The 17,103-nt window shown below is 72.1% G+C and carries 13 protein-coding genes and 1 pseudogene; 8 read left to right on the forward strand and 6 right to left on the reverse strand.

Annotated elements, in window-relative coordinates:
- The first annotated feature begins 89 nt into the window (after positions 1 to 89).
- On the forward strand, positions 90 to 791 hold the full coding sequence (locus AB0L65_RS09240; protein ID WP_364242325.1) for a hemerythrin domain-containing protein: 702 nt from the start codon (positions 90 to 92) through the stop codon (positions 789 to 791).
- On the opposite strand, the gene AB0L65_RS09245 is transcribed toward AB0L65_RS09240, so the two are convergent.
- Positions 776 to 4,021 (reverse strand): BTAD domain-containing putative transcriptional regulator, encoded by a 3,246-nt coding sequence (locus AB0L65_RS09245; protein WP_364242327.1) that lies wholly within the window; start codon positions 4,019 to 4,021, stop codon positions 776 to 778. The genes AB0L65_RS09240 and AB0L65_RS09245 overlap by 16 nt on opposite strands.
- A gap of 391 nt (positions 4,022 to 4,412) precedes the next feature.
- On the opposite strand from AB0L65_RS09245, the gene AB0L65_RS09250 reads away from it, so the two are divergent.
- Positions 4,413 to 4,892, forward strand: a complete 480-nt coding sequence (locus AB0L65_RS09250; RefSeq protein WP_364242330.1) for a YcxB family protein — start codon at positions 4,413 to 4,415, stop codon at positions 4,890 to 4,892.
- A 484-nt stretch (positions 4,893 to 5,376) separates the two neighbouring features.
- On the opposite strand, the gene AB0L65_RS09255 is transcribed toward AB0L65_RS09250, so the two are convergent.
- Positions 5,377 to 5,799 (reverse strand): DUF6292 family protein, encoded by a 423-nt coding sequence (locus AB0L65_RS09255; protein ID WP_350725745.1) that lies wholly within the window; start codon positions 5,797 to 5,799, stop codon positions 5,377 to 5,379.
- A gap of 138 nt (positions 5,800 to 5,937) precedes the next feature.
- Between AB0L65_RS09255 and AB0L65_RS09260 the strand changes: the two genes are divergently transcribed.
- Positions 5,938 to 6,063: a hypothetical protein gene (locus tag AB0L65_RS09260; protein WP_364242334.1), complete on the forward strand. Its 126-nt coding sequence runs from the start codon at positions 5,938 to 5,940 to the stop codon at positions 6,061 to 6,063.
- 10 nt (positions 6,064 to 6,073) lie between these two features.
- Complete coding sequence (locus AB0L65_RS09265) at positions 6,074 to 6,505, forward strand: hypothetical protein (protein ID WP_364242336.1); 432 nt, start codon at positions 6,074 to 6,076, stop codon at positions 6,503 to 6,505.
- A 16-nt stretch (positions 6,506 to 6,521) separates the two neighbouring features.
- Here AB0L65_RS09265 and AB0L65_RS09270 read toward each other — a convergent pair whose 3' ends face one another.
- Together AB0L65_RS09270 and AB0L65_RS09275 are read right to left on the reverse strand one after the other, a co-directional pair.
- Positions 6,522 to 7,661, reverse strand: coding sequence for a cystathionine gamma-synthase (locus AB0L65_RS09270; protein ID WP_350725751.1), 1,140 nt, complete (start codon positions 7,659 to 7,661; stop codon positions 6,522 to 6,524).
- A gap of 123 nt (positions 7,662 to 7,784) precedes the next feature.
- Positions 7,785 to 7,973, reverse strand: a complete 189-nt coding sequence (locus AB0L65_RS09275) for a hypothetical protein (RefSeq protein WP_364242339.1) — start codon at positions 7,971 to 7,973, stop codon at positions 7,785 to 7,787.
- A 408-nt stretch (positions 7,974 to 8,381) separates the two neighbouring features.
- On the opposite strand from AB0L65_RS09275, the pseudogene AB0L65_RS09280 reads away from it, so the two are divergent.
- Positions 8,382 to 9,188 (forward strand): annotated as a pseudogene (locus AB0L65_RS09280) (histidine kinase); the annotation flags it as partial.
- Here the strand turns inward: AB0L65_RS09280 and AB0L65_RS09285 are convergent.
- Positions 9,111 to 12,197 carry a BTAD domain-containing putative transcriptional regulator gene (locus AB0L65_RS09285; protein ID WP_364242341.1) on the reverse strand — a complete coding sequence of 1,029 codons (3,087 nt, stop codon included), beginning with the start codon at positions 12,195 to 12,197 and terminating at the stop codon, positions 9,111 to 9,113. The pseudogene AB0L65_RS09280 and the gene AB0L65_RS09285 sit on opposite strands and share 78 nt — an antisense overlap.
- A 64-nt stretch (positions 12,198 to 12,261) precedes the next feature.
- Here AB0L65_RS09285 and AB0L65_RS09290 point away from each other — a divergent pair, with 64 nt between their 5' ends.
- On the forward strand, positions 12,262 to 13,119 hold the full coding sequence (locus AB0L65_RS09290; protein WP_364242344.1) for an NAD(P)-binding domain-containing protein: 858 nt from the start codon (positions 12,262 to 12,264) through the stop codon (positions 13,117 to 13,119).
- Here AB0L65_RS09290 and AB0L65_RS09295 read toward each other — a convergent pair whose 3' ends face one another.
- Positions 13,120 to 14,490: a cystathionine beta-synthase gene (locus AB0L65_RS09295; protein ID WP_364242347.1), complete on the reverse strand. Its 1,371-nt coding sequence runs from the start codon at positions 14,488 to 14,490 to the stop codon at positions 13,120 to 13,122.
- Positions 14,491 to 14,636: 146 nt separating this feature from the next.
- Between AB0L65_RS09295 and AB0L65_RS09300 the strand changes: the two genes are divergently transcribed.
- Both AB0L65_RS09300 and AB0L65_RS09305 read left to right on the forward strand, forming a co-directional pair.
- Positions 14,637 to 15,644 carry an SGNH/GDSL hydrolase family protein gene (locus AB0L65_RS09300; protein ID WP_355197389.1) on the forward strand — a complete coding sequence of 336 codons (1,008 nt, stop codon included), beginning with the start codon at positions 14,637 to 14,639 and terminating at the stop codon, positions 15,642 to 15,644.
- An 89-nt stretch (positions 15,645 to 15,733) separates the two neighbouring features.
- A complete protein-coding gene (locus tag AB0L65_RS09305; protein ID WP_364242349.1) occupies positions 15,734 to 17,092 on the forward strand; it encodes a PQQ-binding-like beta-propeller repeat protein in 1,359 nt (452 codons plus the stop codon).
- Positions 17,093 to 17,103 lie beyond the last annotated feature (11 nt).

Below are 17,103 nucleotides of genomic sequence, written 5' to 3' on the forward strand. Positions count from 1 at the left end.
TGGGCCGTTCTTGGAGTCGGTTCTCAAGAACCGCCCAAGACCGGGAGGCCACGATGACGGCACCCTGACAAACCAGAAGGAGCACGACAATGCGCACCGCCGCACACCCGAACGTGCCGCAGATCACGCTGCCCGGTCAGGCCGCCGCCGCGCCGGGGCCGCTCGACATGACCAACATGTACCTGGCGCACTACGGCTTCCGCCGCGACCTCGGCCACCTGATCACCGCGATCGGCCGGGTCCGCCTCGGCGACCGCCGGCGCATCACCGCCCTGCGCGAGCACCACGCGTGGGTGCTGTTCGTGCTGCACCACCACCACACCGCCGAGGACGAGACGGTCTGGCCGCGGCTGCGGGAGCGGGCGCCGGAGGCGATCGGCACGATCGACGCGCTGGAGGCCGAGCACGAGGCCTGCGACCACTGGATCCGCGAGAGCACCGACGCCTTCCAGGCGTTCGACGCCGGCCCGTCCGAGGAGCGGCGCGAGCCGCTCATGACCGCCCTGCGCGCGCTGGCCGACACCCTCGGCGCGCACCTGGCGCACGAGGAGACCGACGGGATCCCGCTGATGATGGCCCACATCACTCCGGAGGAGGACGCGGAGGGACACAAGACGATCATGAAGCAGTACGGTCTCCGCAAGCTGATCACGCTGGTCGGCTGGATCACCTCCGAGCTGCCGCCCGAGGTCGAGGCCCATCTGCGCAGGACCTCCCCCAGGCCGATGGTGCTGCTCAACACCCTGGCCGGCGGTCGCTACCGGCGGCGCACGGGCTACCTGTGGGGCTGAGCCAGCTCCCGCTCCACGCTCTCGGCGTGCTCGGCATGCCGCCGCGCCGCCTCAGCGTCGCCCAGTGCCTCGGCCAGCTGCGCCAGCGACCGGCTGACCGGCCACATCAGCAGGCTCAGCCCGGCGATCCCCATGCGGTCGGCGTACGGGGACGCCTCCTCGTACAGGTCGGCGCAGGCCTGCCGGTCGCCCAGCCCCGCCCAGGTCTCGCAGCGGATGACCAGCCAGAACAGGTAGACGAACGTGCGCGGGACCGGCGCTTGCCGCTCCCACGGCCCGAGCACCCGCCGCGCCTCCTCCAGGTGGCCGCTGACCACCAGGTAGTGGGCGTACCCGTCCAGGTTGAACTGGTCGAGCTGGTCGTGTGAGATCTCCTGCGGCGGCTGCATCGCATCCGCCTCCCCGCGGCGCAGGCGCATGAGCGCGACCTGGTAGGTGGCGCCGGCCGCGGTGCTCTCCGGACCCCACATCGAGGTGGCGCGCTGCTCGGCGGCGGTGGCCGCGAGCAGCGACTCGGCCGCCTCCAGGTCACCGCGGTGGACGATGACGCCGAGCCGCAGCCAGTCGAGGATGATCCGCAGGTACGGCATCTGCGTACGGCCGATCAGCCGCTCCGCCTCGGCCAGCACGTCCAGGGCCTCCGGCACCCGGCACAGCTCCAGCAGCGTGCCGCCCTGGCAGGTGAGCCCGATCGTGCGCAGCTCGTCGTCGCCCGCCTCCAGCCCGGCGCGGGCCATCTCCTCCCCCGCCTCCAGCCGCTGACGCACCGAATCCGGGTCGAGCAGCGCGTAGTAGCGAGCGAACAGCACCCGGCCCAGCAGCGTCGCGTCGTTCTCCTGGCGGGCCAGCCGCGTCGCCTCGGCGCTCCACCGGTCCCGCTCCACGGGGTCACACCCCGGCAGGTAGTACGCCTGGAGCGCCAGGCAGGCCAGCACCCGGGCCCGGGCCGACGGTTCCAGCCCTTCGTCGGCGGCCAGCTCCGTCAGGTCCGCGAGCAGATCGGCGTCGTGGTCGCCGTAGACCTTCCAGGGTTGCAGGATGCGGCCGCCGTACCCGGTCGCGGCCTCGATCCAGCGCCGCCGGTCGCCCTCCTGCTTGGCCAGCCGGCGCAGCCGCGTCAGCTCGGCCTCCTGCCCCATCGAGTCGCCCGCCCCGAACCTGGCCTCGGCCAGCGCGAACAGCAGGTCCATCCGCTCGGCCGGGCCCAGTTCGGGGTCGTCCTCGGCCACCTGGCCGGCCCGCTCCAGCAGCTCGACGGCCACGTCGTACGCGCGCAGCCGTTTGGCCTCCTCCGCCGCCCGCCACGCCGCCCGCCAGGCACGCGCGGTGTGGCCCGCGGGAATCGCCTGGAACCAGTGATGGGCGGCGGCGGCCAGCCGGTCGGAGGCCGAGCCGCCGGTACGCGACTCGATCGCGGCGGCCACGGCGGCGTGCAGCCGGGCCCGCCGCAGCACCGGCACCACCTCGGTGAGCGCCTCCTGCACCAGCGCGTGCACGAACCGGAACCGGCCGGGCCGACCCTCCGCGACCAGGGCGGCGGCCATGGCGGGCTCCAGCCGGTCCAGCGCCGCGTCCAGGTCGAGCCCGGCTGCCTCGGCCACGATCGTCACGTCGAACTCCCGCCCGGCCACCGCCGCCACCCGCAACAACTCGGCGGACGGCTCGGGCAGCCGGTTCACCCGGCCGAGCACGACGTCCCGCACGCCCAGCGGCAGCGTGCCACGGCCCGGCGATCCGGCTTCCAGGTAACGCATCAGCTCCGTGACGAAGAACGGATTGCCGTTCGTACGGTCCCTGATCGCCCACACGTCCGTGCCCGCCGGGGTCAGCTCGGCCAGGTCGGACGGCGAAAGGCCGGACAGCGGCAGCCGCACCGCCTGCCGGCGCGACAGCGCCTCGAACGCCTCGGCCAGCGCGCCCTCCGGCGGCGGCCAGTCGCGTGCCGTGCCCACCACGGCCAGCCTGCCGTCCAGCACGTACTCGGCCAGGTAGCTCAGCAGCCGCAGCGAGGACCGGTCCGCCCAGTGCAGGTCGTCCAGCACCACCAGCACCGGCCGCCGGCCCGCGGTCAGCGCCTGTGCCGCCGCTCCGTAGGTGCGGAACCTCGCGCCCTCGGGGTCGGTCCCGGTCGCGGAGCCGACTCCGGGCAGGTTCGCGCGCACGTCGGCCGGCAGTGGCGGCAGCGTGTCGGCCAGCCGCTCCAGCACCGTCACCCACGGCCAGAACGCCGGCGCGCCCTCCGTCGCCGCGCACCGCCCCACCGCGACCGTGAAACCCCTGGCACGGGCGCGACTCACCAGCTCTTCGGCCAGCCGCGTCTTGCCGATCCCCGGCTCCCCGGTGATCAGCGAGAACCCCGTCCGGCCCGCCGCCGCCGCTTCCAGCAGCCCGTCCAGCGCGGCCAGCTCCTCCTGCCGGCCCGTGATCCCCCTCTCGGCCACCCGCGGCTCGGGCGGCTGCGGCGGCCGGTGGGGGAACAGGGCCGGGGCCTGGTCGAGGATGTCGCGTTCCAGAACGCGCAGCTCCTCGCCCGGGTCGATGCCGAGCTCCTCGGCCAGGATCCGGCGGGCCGTGCGCAGCGTCTCCAGCGCCTCGCCCTGGCGGCCGCTCCGGTAGAGCGCCAGCGCCCGTAACGCCCACAGCCGTTCGCGCAGCGGGTGCTCGTGGGTCAGGGCCTCCAGCTCGCCCAGCAACTCGCCGTGGCGGTCCTGCTGGATGACCGCGCTCACCCGCAGCTCGCGGGCCCGCTCCCGGGCCTCGGTGAGCCGCGCCCTGACGGCGGTCACATACGCCTGGTCGTCCAGCTCCTGGTACGGCTCGCCGCGCCACAGCACCAGCGCCTCGCCCGCCAGCCGCTCCGCCTCGGCGGGCTCGGCCGCCTGCTCGGCCTGCCCGACCAGGCGCAGGAACCGCGTCGAGTCCACCTGCTCCGGATCGATCGCCAGCGTGTAACCCACCGGCCCGAACGTCAGCAACCGGCTCTGCGCCCTGGCCCGGCGACCGGGCTCCAGCAGGCGGCGCAGGTTGGACACGTACGAGTGCAGCGACGCCATCGCCTCGGCCGGCGGCTCCTCGCCCCACAACCGGTCGATCAACGCACTCGGGGCCACCGGCCGGCCCTCCGCCAGCACCAGCCCGCACACCAGCGCCCGCATCTTCAGCGAGCCGATCTGACACGACCGCCCGTCGTCGCCGACGACCTCCAGCGGGCCCAGCACACGGAAGTCCACAGCCCTACCACCCTCATGAAGTCGCCTGATCTTACGACAAGGAGGGCTGGTGTGGTTCACCACGGCGCTGCCTCGGCCCCGGGTGGCGGCTCCGTCGTGGCGTGCCCAGGCCCGGGACCGGCACGGGTCCTTGGCTTCCGATCCGGCACGGCGGCGATGCAGGTGCCGAGGGACCACGGCGGCGACGCCATGGCGACGTGGCGGTGAATGGCGGGGCTCAAGAGCCGGGCCTCCTGTCGGCGTACGGCTTCCAGCGCTAAGCGAGGTAGAGGTAAACGGGCTCTGTCGCTGATCTTGTGACCTGGAACGGCTCCTCGCTGACAGGCGTGAGGGTTTGCGACGTGGTGCTGGTCAGTGAATGATGATCGGCAGCTCAGGCGAAGGAGTACTGGTGGACTTCACGATCAGATATGAACCCGCTCCCGACGAAGTGGCGCGGGCGCTACGCCAAAGTCTCAAACGGCAACTCACCGCGGTCTATCGTTTCCTTCCCTCGGTCCTGGTCGTGGCAGGACTCACTTGCATCTGGGCCGATGCCGTCTTCGTGGGTGCGGGCATGCTCGTCGCAGCGGCCGTGGCTCCCTTCGCGGCGACCCGGGCGATCCGCCGGCTCACCGCGCGACAGCTCGCCTATATGTGCGTGCCTACGACGATTCGGGTGACCAGCGAAGGGTACGAGTGCCGAACAGAGCAGTACAGCACCACGATGCAGTGGTCTATGTTCGGACAAGTCGTGACAACTCCAGAGTTCTGGCTGTTCTTCGTGAACAGGCAGCCCGCGGCATTCCTCCCCAAACGTGCCTTCAACAGCGAGCAACAGGCCGAACTCATTGACTTCCTGGCCGCACGGCAGAATGCGGGAGCCTCCTGAGCCGGCTATCGCCCGATGGCCACGTCACAAGATCAGCGTCAGAGCCCGTTCACCTGTACTCAACTCGGCACGCCAAAGGTTACGCCGGCACCTCCGCTTCCAGCCCTGTCGATGCCCCTGACATGGCGGCCCGCCTCACGAAGCTCACCCTCAGGGGTCCGCCGACCCGGCCTGGCCCGACGGTGCACGGATGGACGAGCTGGTCCGCAATCCGACCTCGCCGTTGTCCAGACGGCCGGCGACGTGCCTGCTCAGCCGCTAGGGCGGGCTCCAGCAGGTCAACCACCCAATCGGTCAACGGGCGGGAGAGCGGCCTTACCCACGAGGCCGGCATTCAGCGTGGCGCTTCCAGGATGACGCCACAACCAGACGGTAACCGGCCCACCACCGGGGGTCCGGGGGAGCTTGGCTCCCCCGTAAGAGGAGCCCGTAGCCGCATCCGCGCGAAGCGTGTCCGCCCCGCGAAGGCCCGCGCAGTTGAGGGTCAGGCGTCGATGAGGCGGGAGTAGAAGTCGAGGGCCACGTCGAAGCCGTCGTGGCAGTTGCGGTGGGATCGGTAGCAGGGCCGCCAGGCCGAGCTGGCGCCGACTCCCGCCCTGGCGTCGCTGAGGGCCGAGGGGACGCGTTCCGGTTTGGGGAGGAGGCCGTGGCCCAGGTAGCGGATGCCGGTCAGCTCGGTGTGGGCCCCACGGCCGCCCGAGACGAACGTGCCCAGCCGCCAGCCGCTCTCCTCGTCCCAGACCAGGACGGCCCCGTCCGCGAGCTTCAGCGTCGCGTCACGCGGATCGCAGGGGCCCTCCCACCAGTCCGCCACCTCAGGTCCCAGTACGCCGATGACCTGCCGCACATAGCTCGTCGGCTGCTGCAGCCACTCGTCGGAGTACGGCTTGACGTGCCTGATGGCCACGGACGGCACCCCCTTGTGCCCTAACGGTAAGAAAAAATGACAGTGACCAACCATACCCGCGCCGAACTTATTCCGTTGCACAGCCGTCTAGTCATTACGGACGATATTTACGTCGGATACGGGGAAGGAGGGGTGCCCATGATAGCCACGGTTCTGCTCATCGTCCTGATGGTCGTCGCCGTCGCGGCCACAGAAATGATCATGTGGTGCTCCGAAAAGAGCAAAGAGAGTGTCGAGTCCACTGCCGAGATCACCGGGGACTAGTCTCTCGGGCATGTCGTCCCTGCTTCTCTGGCTGCACATCGCCTTCGCGATCTTCACCATCGGCCCGGTCACCGCCGCGACGATGACCGCGCCGCGCGTCATCCGCAACAAGAACGTGCCCGCGCTGCAGATCATCCAGCGCATGACGAGGATCTACAGCCTCGGTGCCCTGGGCGTGTTCGTGTTCGGGGTGGCGCTCGGCGCGGTGCTCGGCGACGGGCTGCTCGGCAAGTGGTACATGACGGCCTCGATGACGCTGTTCATCGTGGCCGCCGTGCTGCTCGTCATCATCGACCGCGACCTGCGCACCGCCCTGCGGGCGCTCTCCAGCGAGAGCCCCGAGGACGACGCGAAGGTGCAGATCGGGAGGATCGCCGCGATCAGCGGGCTCGTGTCCGTGATCTGGCTGGTGATCCTGTTCCTGATGGTAGTGCCGGGCTAGAGGCCCGGGCAGCCGCTCAGGCGAGCGCCTGGGTGAGGTCGGCGAGCAGGTCGTCGATGGTCTCGATGCCGACCGACAGCCGCACCAGGTCGGCGGGCACCTCCAGCGGCGATCCGGCCACCGAGGCGTGCGTCATCCTGCCCGGGTGCTCGATCAGCGACTCCACCCCGCCCAGGGACTCCCCGAGCGTGAAGAGCTTCGCCCGGTTGCACACCTCCACGGCCTCTGCCTCGCCCCCGGCGACGCGGAACGACACCATGCCCCCGAACCGCCGCATCTGCTTGGCCGCCACCTCGTGCCCCGTGTGCTCGGACAGCCCCGGGTAGAGGACCTGGGTCACCCGCGGGTGCGCGAGCAGCAGGTCGACGACGCGTTCGGCGTTGTCGCAGTGGCGGTCCATGCGTACACCCAGGGTCTTGAGCCCGCGCAGCGTCAGCCACGCGTCGAACGGCCCGGCCACCGCGCCCATCGCGTTCTGGTGGTAGGCCAGCTCCTCCCCGAGGCCGCGGTCGACGGTCACCAGCGCCCCGCCGACCACGTCGGAGTGGCCGCCCACGTACTTGGTGGTCGAGTGCACGACGACGTCCGCGCCCAGCTGGAGCGGCTGCTGCAGGTACGGTGACGCGAACGTGTTGTCCACCACCAGCAGCGCCCCGTTGTCGTGGGCCAGCTGCGCCAGCCCGGCGATGTCGGCGATGCCGAGCAACGGGTTGGTGGGCGTCTCGACCCATACGATCTTGGTCTTCTGCGTCATCGCCGCGGCGACGGCGTCGAGGTCGTGCAGCGGGACCGGGTCGTAGTGCAGGTCCCAGCGCTGGTGAACCTTGGCGAACAGCCGGTACGTCCCGCCGTACGCGTCGTTCGGAATGACGACGTGATCCTGCGGCTTGCACACCGTGCGCAGCAGGGTGTCCTCGGCGGCCAGCCCCGACGCGAACGCGAGCCCGCGCACGCCGCTCTCCACCGCCGCCAGCGCCTCTTCGAGCGCGGTCCTGGTGGGGTTGGCCGAACGGCTGTACTCATATCCGGAGCGCAGACCGCCCACGCCGTCCTGCTTGTAGGTGGAGGTCGCGTAAATCGGCGGCACCACGGCACCCGTCGTAGGGTCGGGCTCCTGACCTGCGTGGATGGCCAGCGTCTCAAAACCGTTGCTCATACCCGCCACGTTAATGGAAGTCGGCCCGCGATCCGTCCCCTCCGGATCGCGGGCCGCTCGCGGGCACCGTCCCCCAACGGCCCCCGCGATGGCTCGCGCACCATGCCCGCGCGAGCCAGGTCCTCAGGCCGCCCTGGACTCGTGGTCCTCTGAGCGAGGCCGGAGCCGTACGACATCCGCCTCGATGAACCGGCCGCTGCCGCCCTCCGCGGGCTCCCCGTTGATGCGGGAGAGCAGCACCGGGTCGGCCAGCGCGAGCAGCACCCCCACCAGCAGCCCGACACCCAGCAGCACGAATCCGATGGCAACCATTTCCTGTCCCCTTCCGACATCTCCCAGCATCGGCGACACCCCATGGCTCCCGCCTCCGCTGAAGGACTGGTCTCCGGCCACCCGTCTCGGCCGAACGGCTGATACGAGATGTCCGACTTCCGGCCTAGGCTCGAGGCCGTGGTGGAGAGCAAGCGCATCGTGTACTGGATCCGGCGGCTGAGCGAGATCGCGATGATCGGCTGGCTGGGCATGATGCTGCTGCTCGACCTCGTGCTGGCCGGCGTCACCGGAGGCGTCCAGTGGCTCGTGCCGTTCTGCGGCGCGGCCGGCATCGCGGCCGTGGTGCTGCGGCGCCGCTACCGGATCGAGGGGTTCAGCATCATGCTGGCCCTGTCGTTCAGCGTGTCGATCGTCATCGGCAGCACCGAACTGCGGGGCGTGCCCGGCATGGCGGAGACGGGATCGCTGCTCATCCTGATCATCGGCGTGCTGCGGCACGTGGAGCCGGTGCGGCGGGCGGCCGTGCTCGCGTGCGTGGGCCTGATCGTGCTGCTGGCCGAGGCCGTCGGCCGCAAGTACAACGACTCGGGGCTGGCGTTCTCGTTCCTGCTGTTCGCGGGGTGGTCGACGGCGGCCGGGGTCGGCGGTTACCTCCGCTTCCAGCAGGAGCGCCGCACGGAGGCCGTCTATTCGGTACGGCGGGCCGAGCGCCTCGAACTCGCCAGGGAGCTGCACGACCTGGTCGCCCACTACATCACGGGCATCGTGGTCCAGGCCCAGGCCGCGCGTACGGTCGCCGAGACCAAGCCGGAGGCGGTGGCGCCCGCGCTCGACGCGATCGCCACGGCCGGGTCGGAGGCGCTGACCTCGATGCGGCGCATGGTCACGGTGCTGCGCACCGAGGACGACGCGGCCCGCAAACCCGGCGTCACGCTGGCCGACCTGCGGATGCTGACCGAGCGGTTCTCCGCCGAAGGGCCGAAGGTGGCGTTCGAGATCGGGCAGGGGCTGGACGATCGCACGCTGCCGCCCGAGGTCATGACCACCCTGCACCGGGTGCTCCAGGAATCGCTGACCAACATCCGCAAGCACGCCTCCCGTACCGCCTGGGTCGAGGCGGGTCTGCGGCGCTTCGAGAGGGTGGTGGTGCTGCGGGTGCGGAACTTCGGGTCGGGGTCAGATCCGAAGGTGTCGCGCCTCGGCGGCGGGTTCGGGCTGGTCGGGATGGCCGAGCGGGTGGAGGCGCTGGGCGGCAGGCTCTACGCGGGCCCGTCCGCCGAGGGCGCCTGGGAGGTGGTCGCCGAGTTCCCCCTCCCGTAGGGCCCGCTCGAACGCCTCGCCGCCCAGGACGGCCCGCACCCGCCCGACGATCCGCTCCACGTCCAGCCGCTCGCCCACCGGCAGGGGCGCCCCCGCCGCCGCCCGCATGGCCATGGCCGCCCCGATCAGCCTGGCCGCCTCCACGGGCCTGCCCCCTGGGTCGAGCGACAGGGCTCCCGCCAGGCCCTCGAGCGCCAGCGCGACCGCCCGGGGATCGCCGCTCGCCCGCGCGGCCTCGTACCCCTCGCGATGCCTGGCCAGCGCGAGCGCCGCGGCTCCGCGCTGCTCGGCCGCGAAGCCCAGCTCCGCCATGACGAACGCGATCCCGGGCGTCCCCCGCACCTGCCGCAGCCAGTCGAGCAGGGACAGCAGGTACGACTCCGCCTCCTCGTACCTGCCCTGCCGCCGGGCGCTCAGGGCCAGGCCGAGCACGGCGTTCTCCTCGGCGGACTTGTACGACTGCTCGACCGCCAGCCGCCTGGCGCGCTCGTGGTGGTCGTCGGCCCGCCCGTAGTCGCCGGACAACATCGCGATCCGGCCCAGCGCGGCCACCCTGAACGACACCTCGAACCCCAGCTCCTCCGCCAGCCGCAGCGCCTCCTCCCGCAGCCGGGCGGCCCTGGCGTAGTCGCCGCGGATCTCCGCCGCCCGGTCGAGCACGTCCATGGCCTCGATCTGCCCCCATTCGTCCCCGAGCTCCCTGAAGAGCGCCAGGCCCCGCTCGCCGTCGCGTTCCATCGCCGCCAGGTCGGCCCGGCCGACGGCGAGCTTCCCGCGCAGGCAGAGCGCCGCCGCCACTCCCCACCGATCGCCCAGCTGCCGGTAGGCCGCCAGCGCCCGCTCCGCCGCCACCTCGTGCGCCCGCCGGTCGCCGTAGGCCCACCGGACGTGGCTCAGGAACCAGTCGGCCAGCGCCGCGCCCGCCGGGTCGAGCTCGGCCCGCCGGACCGGCGAGGCGGGCTCGCCGATCAGCAGCTCGATCCCGGCCAGCCAGACCGACGCCCGCGCCGCCTCCGCCCCGGAGGTGGCCTGCGTCCCCAGGGCCGCCGACAGGGAGCGGCGGGCCTCGCGCAGGCGGCCGCGCAGGACCCAGTACCAGGCCAGGGCGTTGACCAGGCGCAGCGGCTCCGGTCCCGCGAGGGCGAGCCGGAGGTTGGCGCTCTCGGCGTCGAGCCGGGCGAGCCATTCCCGCTGCCCGGGCCCCTTGAGGTCCGCCCGTTCGGCCAGGGCCGTGTAGTGGCGGGCGTGGCGCTCCCTGATCGCGTCGTACTCGCCCGCCTCCCGCAGCCGCTCCACGCAGTACGCCGTCACGGACTCCAGCAGGCGGTAGCGCGGCCCGGCCACGCGCACCACCAGCGACCGGTCGACCAGCCTGGCCACGGTGTCGAGCACGTCCACGCCGGGCTCGGCGCACACCTCCTCGGCCGCGTCCAGCGTGCACCCGTCGGCGTGCACGGCCAGGCGCCGCAGCACGACGCGCTCGGGTTCGCTCAGCAGCTCCCAGCTCCAGTCGATCATCGCCCGGAGCGTGCGCTGCCGCGCCGGCGCGTCCCGCATGCCCGCGCTGAGCAGCCTGAACCGGTCGTCCAGCCGGTCGGCCAGCTCCCGCACCCCGAGGGCGCGCACGCGGGTGGCGGCCAGTTCGAGCGCCAGCGGGATGCCGTCGAGGCGCCGGCAGATGGTGGCCACGGTCTCGCTCGGTGGGACGTTCGCCCGGGCCGTGAAGAGCCGTACGGCCTCGGGTTCGGGCAGGGGCGGCACCGCGCGTACGGACTCGCCCGTCACGCCCAGCGGCTCCTGGCTCGTGGCCAGCACGCGCAGCCCGGGGGCGGCGCGCAGGAGGGCGGCGGCCAGCTCGGCCGCCTGCTCCACCAGGTGCTCGCAGTTGTCGAGGACGAGCAGCATGCGCTTGCCCGCCAGCGCCCCGGCCAGCCTGGGCGCGAGCGGGGCGGCGTCGTCGTCCCGCACGCCGAGCACGGCCGCGACCGCCTCGGCGGGCTCGGCCGCCCCCGCCAGCTCGGCCAGCCACACCCCGTCGGGGAAGTCCGGCCCCGCGTCGGCGGCGGCGGCCAGGGCGAGCCGGGTCTTGCCGACGCCGCCCGGCCCGGTGAGGGTCACCAGGCGGGAGGCGGCGAGCAGCGCACGGACGTCGGCCAGTTCCCCCTCCCGGCCGACCAGGTCGGTGAGCGGCGCGGGCAGGTTGGTGGCGGGCGCCACCGAGGAAGCGGGCGTCAGGCCGGGGTCCTGGCGCAGGATGGCCTGGTGGAGGTCGGCCAGCGCGGGTGACGGGTCGAGCCCCAGGTCCTCCCCCAGCCGCCTGCGCAGGCCCTCGTACGCGGCCAGGGCCTCGCTCTGCCGCCCGCCCCGGTAGAGCGCCGTCATGTGGGCGGCGACCAGCCGTTCGCGCAGCGGGTGGCGGGCCACCAGGTCGCCCAGGTCCACGGGCCGGCCCAGCTCCAGGCGTACCTCCGCCTGCTCCTCCAGCGCCGCGAGGCGCGTCTCCTCCAGGCGCGCGGCCTCAGGGAGCGCGAAGGCGGCGTCGGCGAAGTCGGCGTACGCGGGCCCGCGCCACAGCGCCAGCGCCTGCTCCAGCTCGGCCGCGCGCGTGCGGGGATCAGGGGATCGGCGCTCCACGAGGGAGCGGAATCGCCCGGCGTCGCAGTCGTGGGCGGCCAGCCGGTAGCCGGCGGGGCCGTGCACGACCAGGCCGGGGTCGCCGAGGGCCCGGCGCAGCTGGGAGACGCGGGCCTGGAGGGTGCCGACCGGGTTGCGGCCGGTCGCGGCGCCCCAGAGGTCGTCGATCAGCCGGTCCGCCGAGACCGGCCCGCCCCCGTGGGCCAGCAGGTCCGCCAGGAGCGCGCGTACTTTGGGCTCGGCCACCGGGACGGGCCTGCCGTCCTCGGCCCGGACCTCCAGCGGTCCCAGCACCCCGAATCGCACCACGTCAGTATTCAACCCGTGGCGGGGCCGAAGGATTTCCGTAGCGGCGTGTCCGAGGGTGTCGGGCATGAGTCAAGTGACAGTCGTGGGAATGGGCCCGATGGGCTCGAAGATGGCCGAGACGTTCCTGGCCGCCGGGCACGAGGTGGCGGTCTGGAACCGTACGGCGAGCAGGACGGCACCGCTGGTCGCCCAAGGCGCCAGGCAGGCGGCGAGCGCGGCGGACGGCGAGCTGCTGGTGGTCAGCCAGATCAGCTACCAGGCGATGTACGACAGCTTCGGCGACGCCAGGCTGGACGGGAAGGTGGTCGTCAACCTCAGCTCCGACACCCCGGAGGCACTGCGCGCAGCGGCCCGGTGGGTGGAGGAGCGCGGCGGCACGCTGATCACGGCGGGCATCATGGTGCCGCCGCCGGGGATCGGGCAGCCGGGCGCGTACACCTTCTACAGCGGCCCCAAGGACGTCCTCGACCGGCACGCCGGGACGCTGGAGGCGCTGAGCGAGGTCACCTACGTCGGGGCGGACCGGGCGCTGGCGATGATGTACTACCAGGCCCAGCTCCTGATCTTCTGGTCGAGCCTGACCAGCTTCATGCACGCCATGGCGATGCTGCGCACGGCGGGGACCGCGCCGGAGGAGTTCCTGCCGTTCGCCCGGGACCTGTTCACCCAGCTGGGCGGTGACGGGCCCATGGGGTACGCCAAGATCCTGGCCGAGGAGTTCGCGGCCGGGAAGTATCCGGGCGAGCTCAACTCCCTGCACATGCAGGCCGTCGGCATCGGCCACGCCGTGGAGGCGCTGGCCGACGCCGGGCTGGAGACCACGGTGCCGGGCGCGCTCAAGGCGTTGTTCGAGCGCGCCGACGCCGAGGGCCGGGGCCACGAAGGGCTCGGCACCGTGATCGAGTCGATCAGGAAGCCCTGATCAGTGATTCGCGAGGAAGGCGAGCAGGTCCTGGCGGGTGATCATGCCCGAGGGCTTGCCGTCTTCCAGCACAACGGCCGCATCGGCCTTCTCCAGCGCTTCGACCGCACGGGCCACAGGTTCACCACTACCGATCATGGGTAGTGGCGCCGACATGTGATCACCGATCTGGTCGTCGGAGGAGAGTCTGCCGTGGTAGAGGGCTTCGAGGAGGTCGCGTTCGACGATGGAGCCGACCACCTCGGCCGCCATGACCGGCGGCTCCTCCTTCATCACCGGGAGCTGGGACACCGAGTATTCCCGCATGATCGAGATGGCCGTGCCCACCGACTCGTGCGGATGCGCGTGCACGAACTCCGGCAGCCCCGCCCCCTTCCGCGCCAGCACGTCGGCGACCAGCCCTTCCTCGGACGACGTGGTCAGGAAGCCGTAGTCGGCCATCCAGTCGTCGTTGAAGATCTTGGACAGGTAGCCGCGCCCGCCGTCGGGAAGCAGCACGACGATCACGTCGTCGGGCGCGGCCGTGGCCGCCACGCGCAGCGCCGCCACGACCGCCATGCCGCAGGAGCCGCCGACCAGCAGCCCCTCCTCGCGGGCGAGCCTGCGGGTCATGGTGAAGGAGTCCTTGTCGGACACCGCGATGATCTCGTCGCAGATCTTGGTGTCGTACGTGGCGGGCCAGATGTCCTCGCCCACCCCTTCCACCAGGTACGGCCGGCCGCTGCCGCCGGAGTAGACCGAGCCCTCCGGGTCGGCCCCGATGATCTTCACGCGGCCGCCGGAGACCTCCTTGAGATAGCGGCCGGTGCCGCTGATGGTGCCGCCGGTGCCGATGCCCGCGACGAAGTGGGTGATCCGGCCCTCGGTCTGCTCCCAGATCTCCGGACCCGTCGAGTGGTAGTGGGAGTCGGGGTTGTTGACGTTGGAGTACTGGTCGGGCTTCCAGGCGTTCGGCACCTCGCGGGCCAGCCGGTCGGAGACCGAGTAGTACGAGTCGGGATGGTCGGGCGAGACGGCGGTCGGGCAGACCACGACCTCGGCCCCATAGGCCCGCAGGACCGCGATCTTGTCCTGGGCCACCTTGTCCGGCACCACGAACAGGCACCGGTAACCCTTCTGCTGGGCCACGATCGCCAGGCCAACCCCCGTGTTGCCGGAGGTCGGCTCGACGATCACGCTTCCCGGACGCAGCTCGCCGGACGCCTCCGCGGCCTCGATCATCCGTACGGCGATGCGGTCCTTGACCGAGCCGCCCGGGTTGAAGTACTCGACCTTGGCCAGCACCTGTGCGGACAACCCCGCGTTGACTTTGTGCAGCCGGACGAGCGGAGTGTTCCCCATGAGATCAACCAGGGAATCGTAAACGCGCACCGCGGTGTTCACCTTCTTTACCGAAGCTTGGTCAGCTTGCCAGTGGCCGAGATCCAGTGGGGGTGGCCGGCACTCGGCTAGTTTTCAAGCAAACGCTACCGCTGAGTTCGACTAGGAGGGCACGTACGGTGGTCTGGCCAGCTGGTATGGCGCGCGCGGCACGCAAGATCGCCACCGCCGCGGCGCTCGGAGGCGGCGGGCTGACGGCCCTCGGCGCGACGGCGTACGGGCTGCTGGTCGCCGAAGGGCTGCTCGCGCGCCGGGCCATCGGGCAGCCGCACGGCCTGGACGGGCCGCCTTCCGACGGCACGTACGGCGACTTTCCCGGCGAACCGCTCAAGATCGCCATGCTCGGCGACTCCACGTCGGTCGGGCTCGGCATGACCGACCCCGCCCAGACCCCCGGCGCGCTGCTCGCGCACGGCCTGGCCTCGGTCGCCGAACGCCCGGTACACCTGCTCGTCGTCGGCAAGTCGGGCTCGCCCTCGTCCGAACTGGGCGACCAGGTGGACAAGGCCCTGGCCATGGAGACCGACATCGCGGTGATCTTCGTGGGGGCCAACGACATCATCACGCAGACGCCGCCCGCCGTCGCCGTACGCCATCTGGCCAAAGCCGTGCGGCGGCTGCGTGACGCGGGGGTCGAGGTGGTCGTGGGCACCTGTCCCGACCTCGGCACGGTGCGGCCGATCGGGCAGCCGCTGCGCTGGGTGGCGCGGCGGTGGAGCCGCCAGCTCGCCGCGGCGCAGACGGTGGCGGTGGTGGACGCGGGCGGCCGTACGGTGGCGTTCGCCGACCTTCTGGGCCCCGAGTTCGCAACAAATCCGGCAGAAATGTTCGGACCGGATCGTTTCCATCCATCTGCCCGAGGTTACGCGCAGGCCGCTTACGCGGTGCTACCGTCAGTGTGCGCTGCGTTGGGGCTGTGGCCTGAGCCGCGTCCCGCACGCGGCGAAGCACTACAACCGATCTACCTTGCGGCGGCTACGGCCGCGGAGGAGCCCGGCACCGAGGTCACCGCGACCCGGGTCGACGGACGGGCGACGGGCCTGCACGGAAAGTGGGCGACGTTGTTCCGCCGGCGGCTCGGCGAGACGTTCAACGACGCCCGGCGTCTGACGTCCCGGCTCGGCGAGACGCTCGACGACGCCTGACGTCCCCCGTCAAGGCCCGCCGAGTGCCAGTGTCGGTTACTCTGCGCGCCCGCGTCGCCACTCTTCGTCCCCTTTGGAGTGGATTGCCCGTGCAGCGACCCCTCTGGAAACCGACCGTAGCCCTCGCCGGAACCCTCGTCGGAGTCCTCTCCGCGGCCGCCTGCTCCGGCAGCGACGCGGCCACCACCCCGAACTTCCCGACCTGGCAGAACACCCAGGTCAACGCCGTCAGCCGGATGGCGGTGGCGGGCGGGGTCGTCGCCGCCACCTCCATGAAGCCCGACGGCTCGCTGGAGACCGTCGCCGTCGGCCTGCGCGACGGCAAGCGGCTGTGGTCCTACCCGGCCACGATCGCCGGCCGCCTGCCCGGCATGGGCGTCTCGGCCCCGGCGGTCGTCGAGACGTCCCCGGGCCAGGGCGTGGTCGTCGCGCTCGACCCGGCCAAGAGCGGCCACTGGAACGCCACGCTCATCGCCCGCGACGCCCACTCGGGGGCGCAGAAGTGGAGCAGGCCGGTGCACTCGACGTTCGGGCCGCAGCGGTGCGGGCCGTACGTCTGCGTGTCGGAGCACACGGCCCTGGCCAAGGCCCGCATGGTGGTGCTCGACCCGGCCACCGGGAAGACCCTGTGGAAGCTGCCGGGGATCTCCGAGGTGGAGTGGTCGGACCCGAGCCGGGTCCTGCTGCTCCGGCTGGCCGCCAGCCCCATGATCGAGTCGTACGAGCTGAAGACCGGCAAGCTGCAGTGGCAGCAGCCGATCGAGCAGGCGCTCGGCCCGGGGATCGACATGTCGGGCGGGTGGGCGTTCGGGGCGACCGGCGACAATCTGGTCGGCTACGTCGCCCCCTACACGAACCCCCAGACGAAGAAGGTCTCCGCCTTCGGCCTCTTCTCCGTCAAGATCGCCAACGGGACGATCAACTGGATGCGGCCCTCGGTCGTACGCGTCTATCCGAGCGGCAGCCCCGGCTACGCCCCCGTCGTACGCCCCGTCGACCGCCAGGGGGCCTACGGCGGCTTCGCCCGGCTGGACTCGGAGAGCGGCCGGGTGGTCGGGCAGGTCACCGCGGCCGACGTGCCCGGGTCCGGCTGGTGGCTGGCCTTCCCCGACCGGATGGACAAACTGGGCTTCCTCAAGCACGACGCCAAGGGCACGGCGTTCGACCTGGTCTCGGGCAAGCCGGTGCCGGTGGAGGAGCAGCACGGCTGGTCCTTCTGCGTCACCGACCCCAAGCCGCTGCCGCTGCGCGGGCAGGCGCCGGGCTTCTACTCGACGGCGGCCGTCTGCGAGTACGACCTCGCCACCGGCAAGCAGGTCAAGGGTGCGGTCGTGCCGCCTCCCTGGTTCACCGGCAGCCAGGACGGGTGGCGGCTGTGGCGCGACGAGCAGGGGGCCATCCACGCCATCAACGACCAAACCTCCACCGCGCCCGGCATGTACGGATAGGACCGGAATAT

Origin of the sequence: Nonomuraea sp. NPDC052116, assembly GCF_040680035.1 — a bacterium.
Taxonomy (GTDB): domain Bacteria; phylum Actinomycetota; class Actinomycetes; order Streptosporangiales; family Streptosporangiaceae; genus Nonomuraea; species Nonomuraea angiospora_A.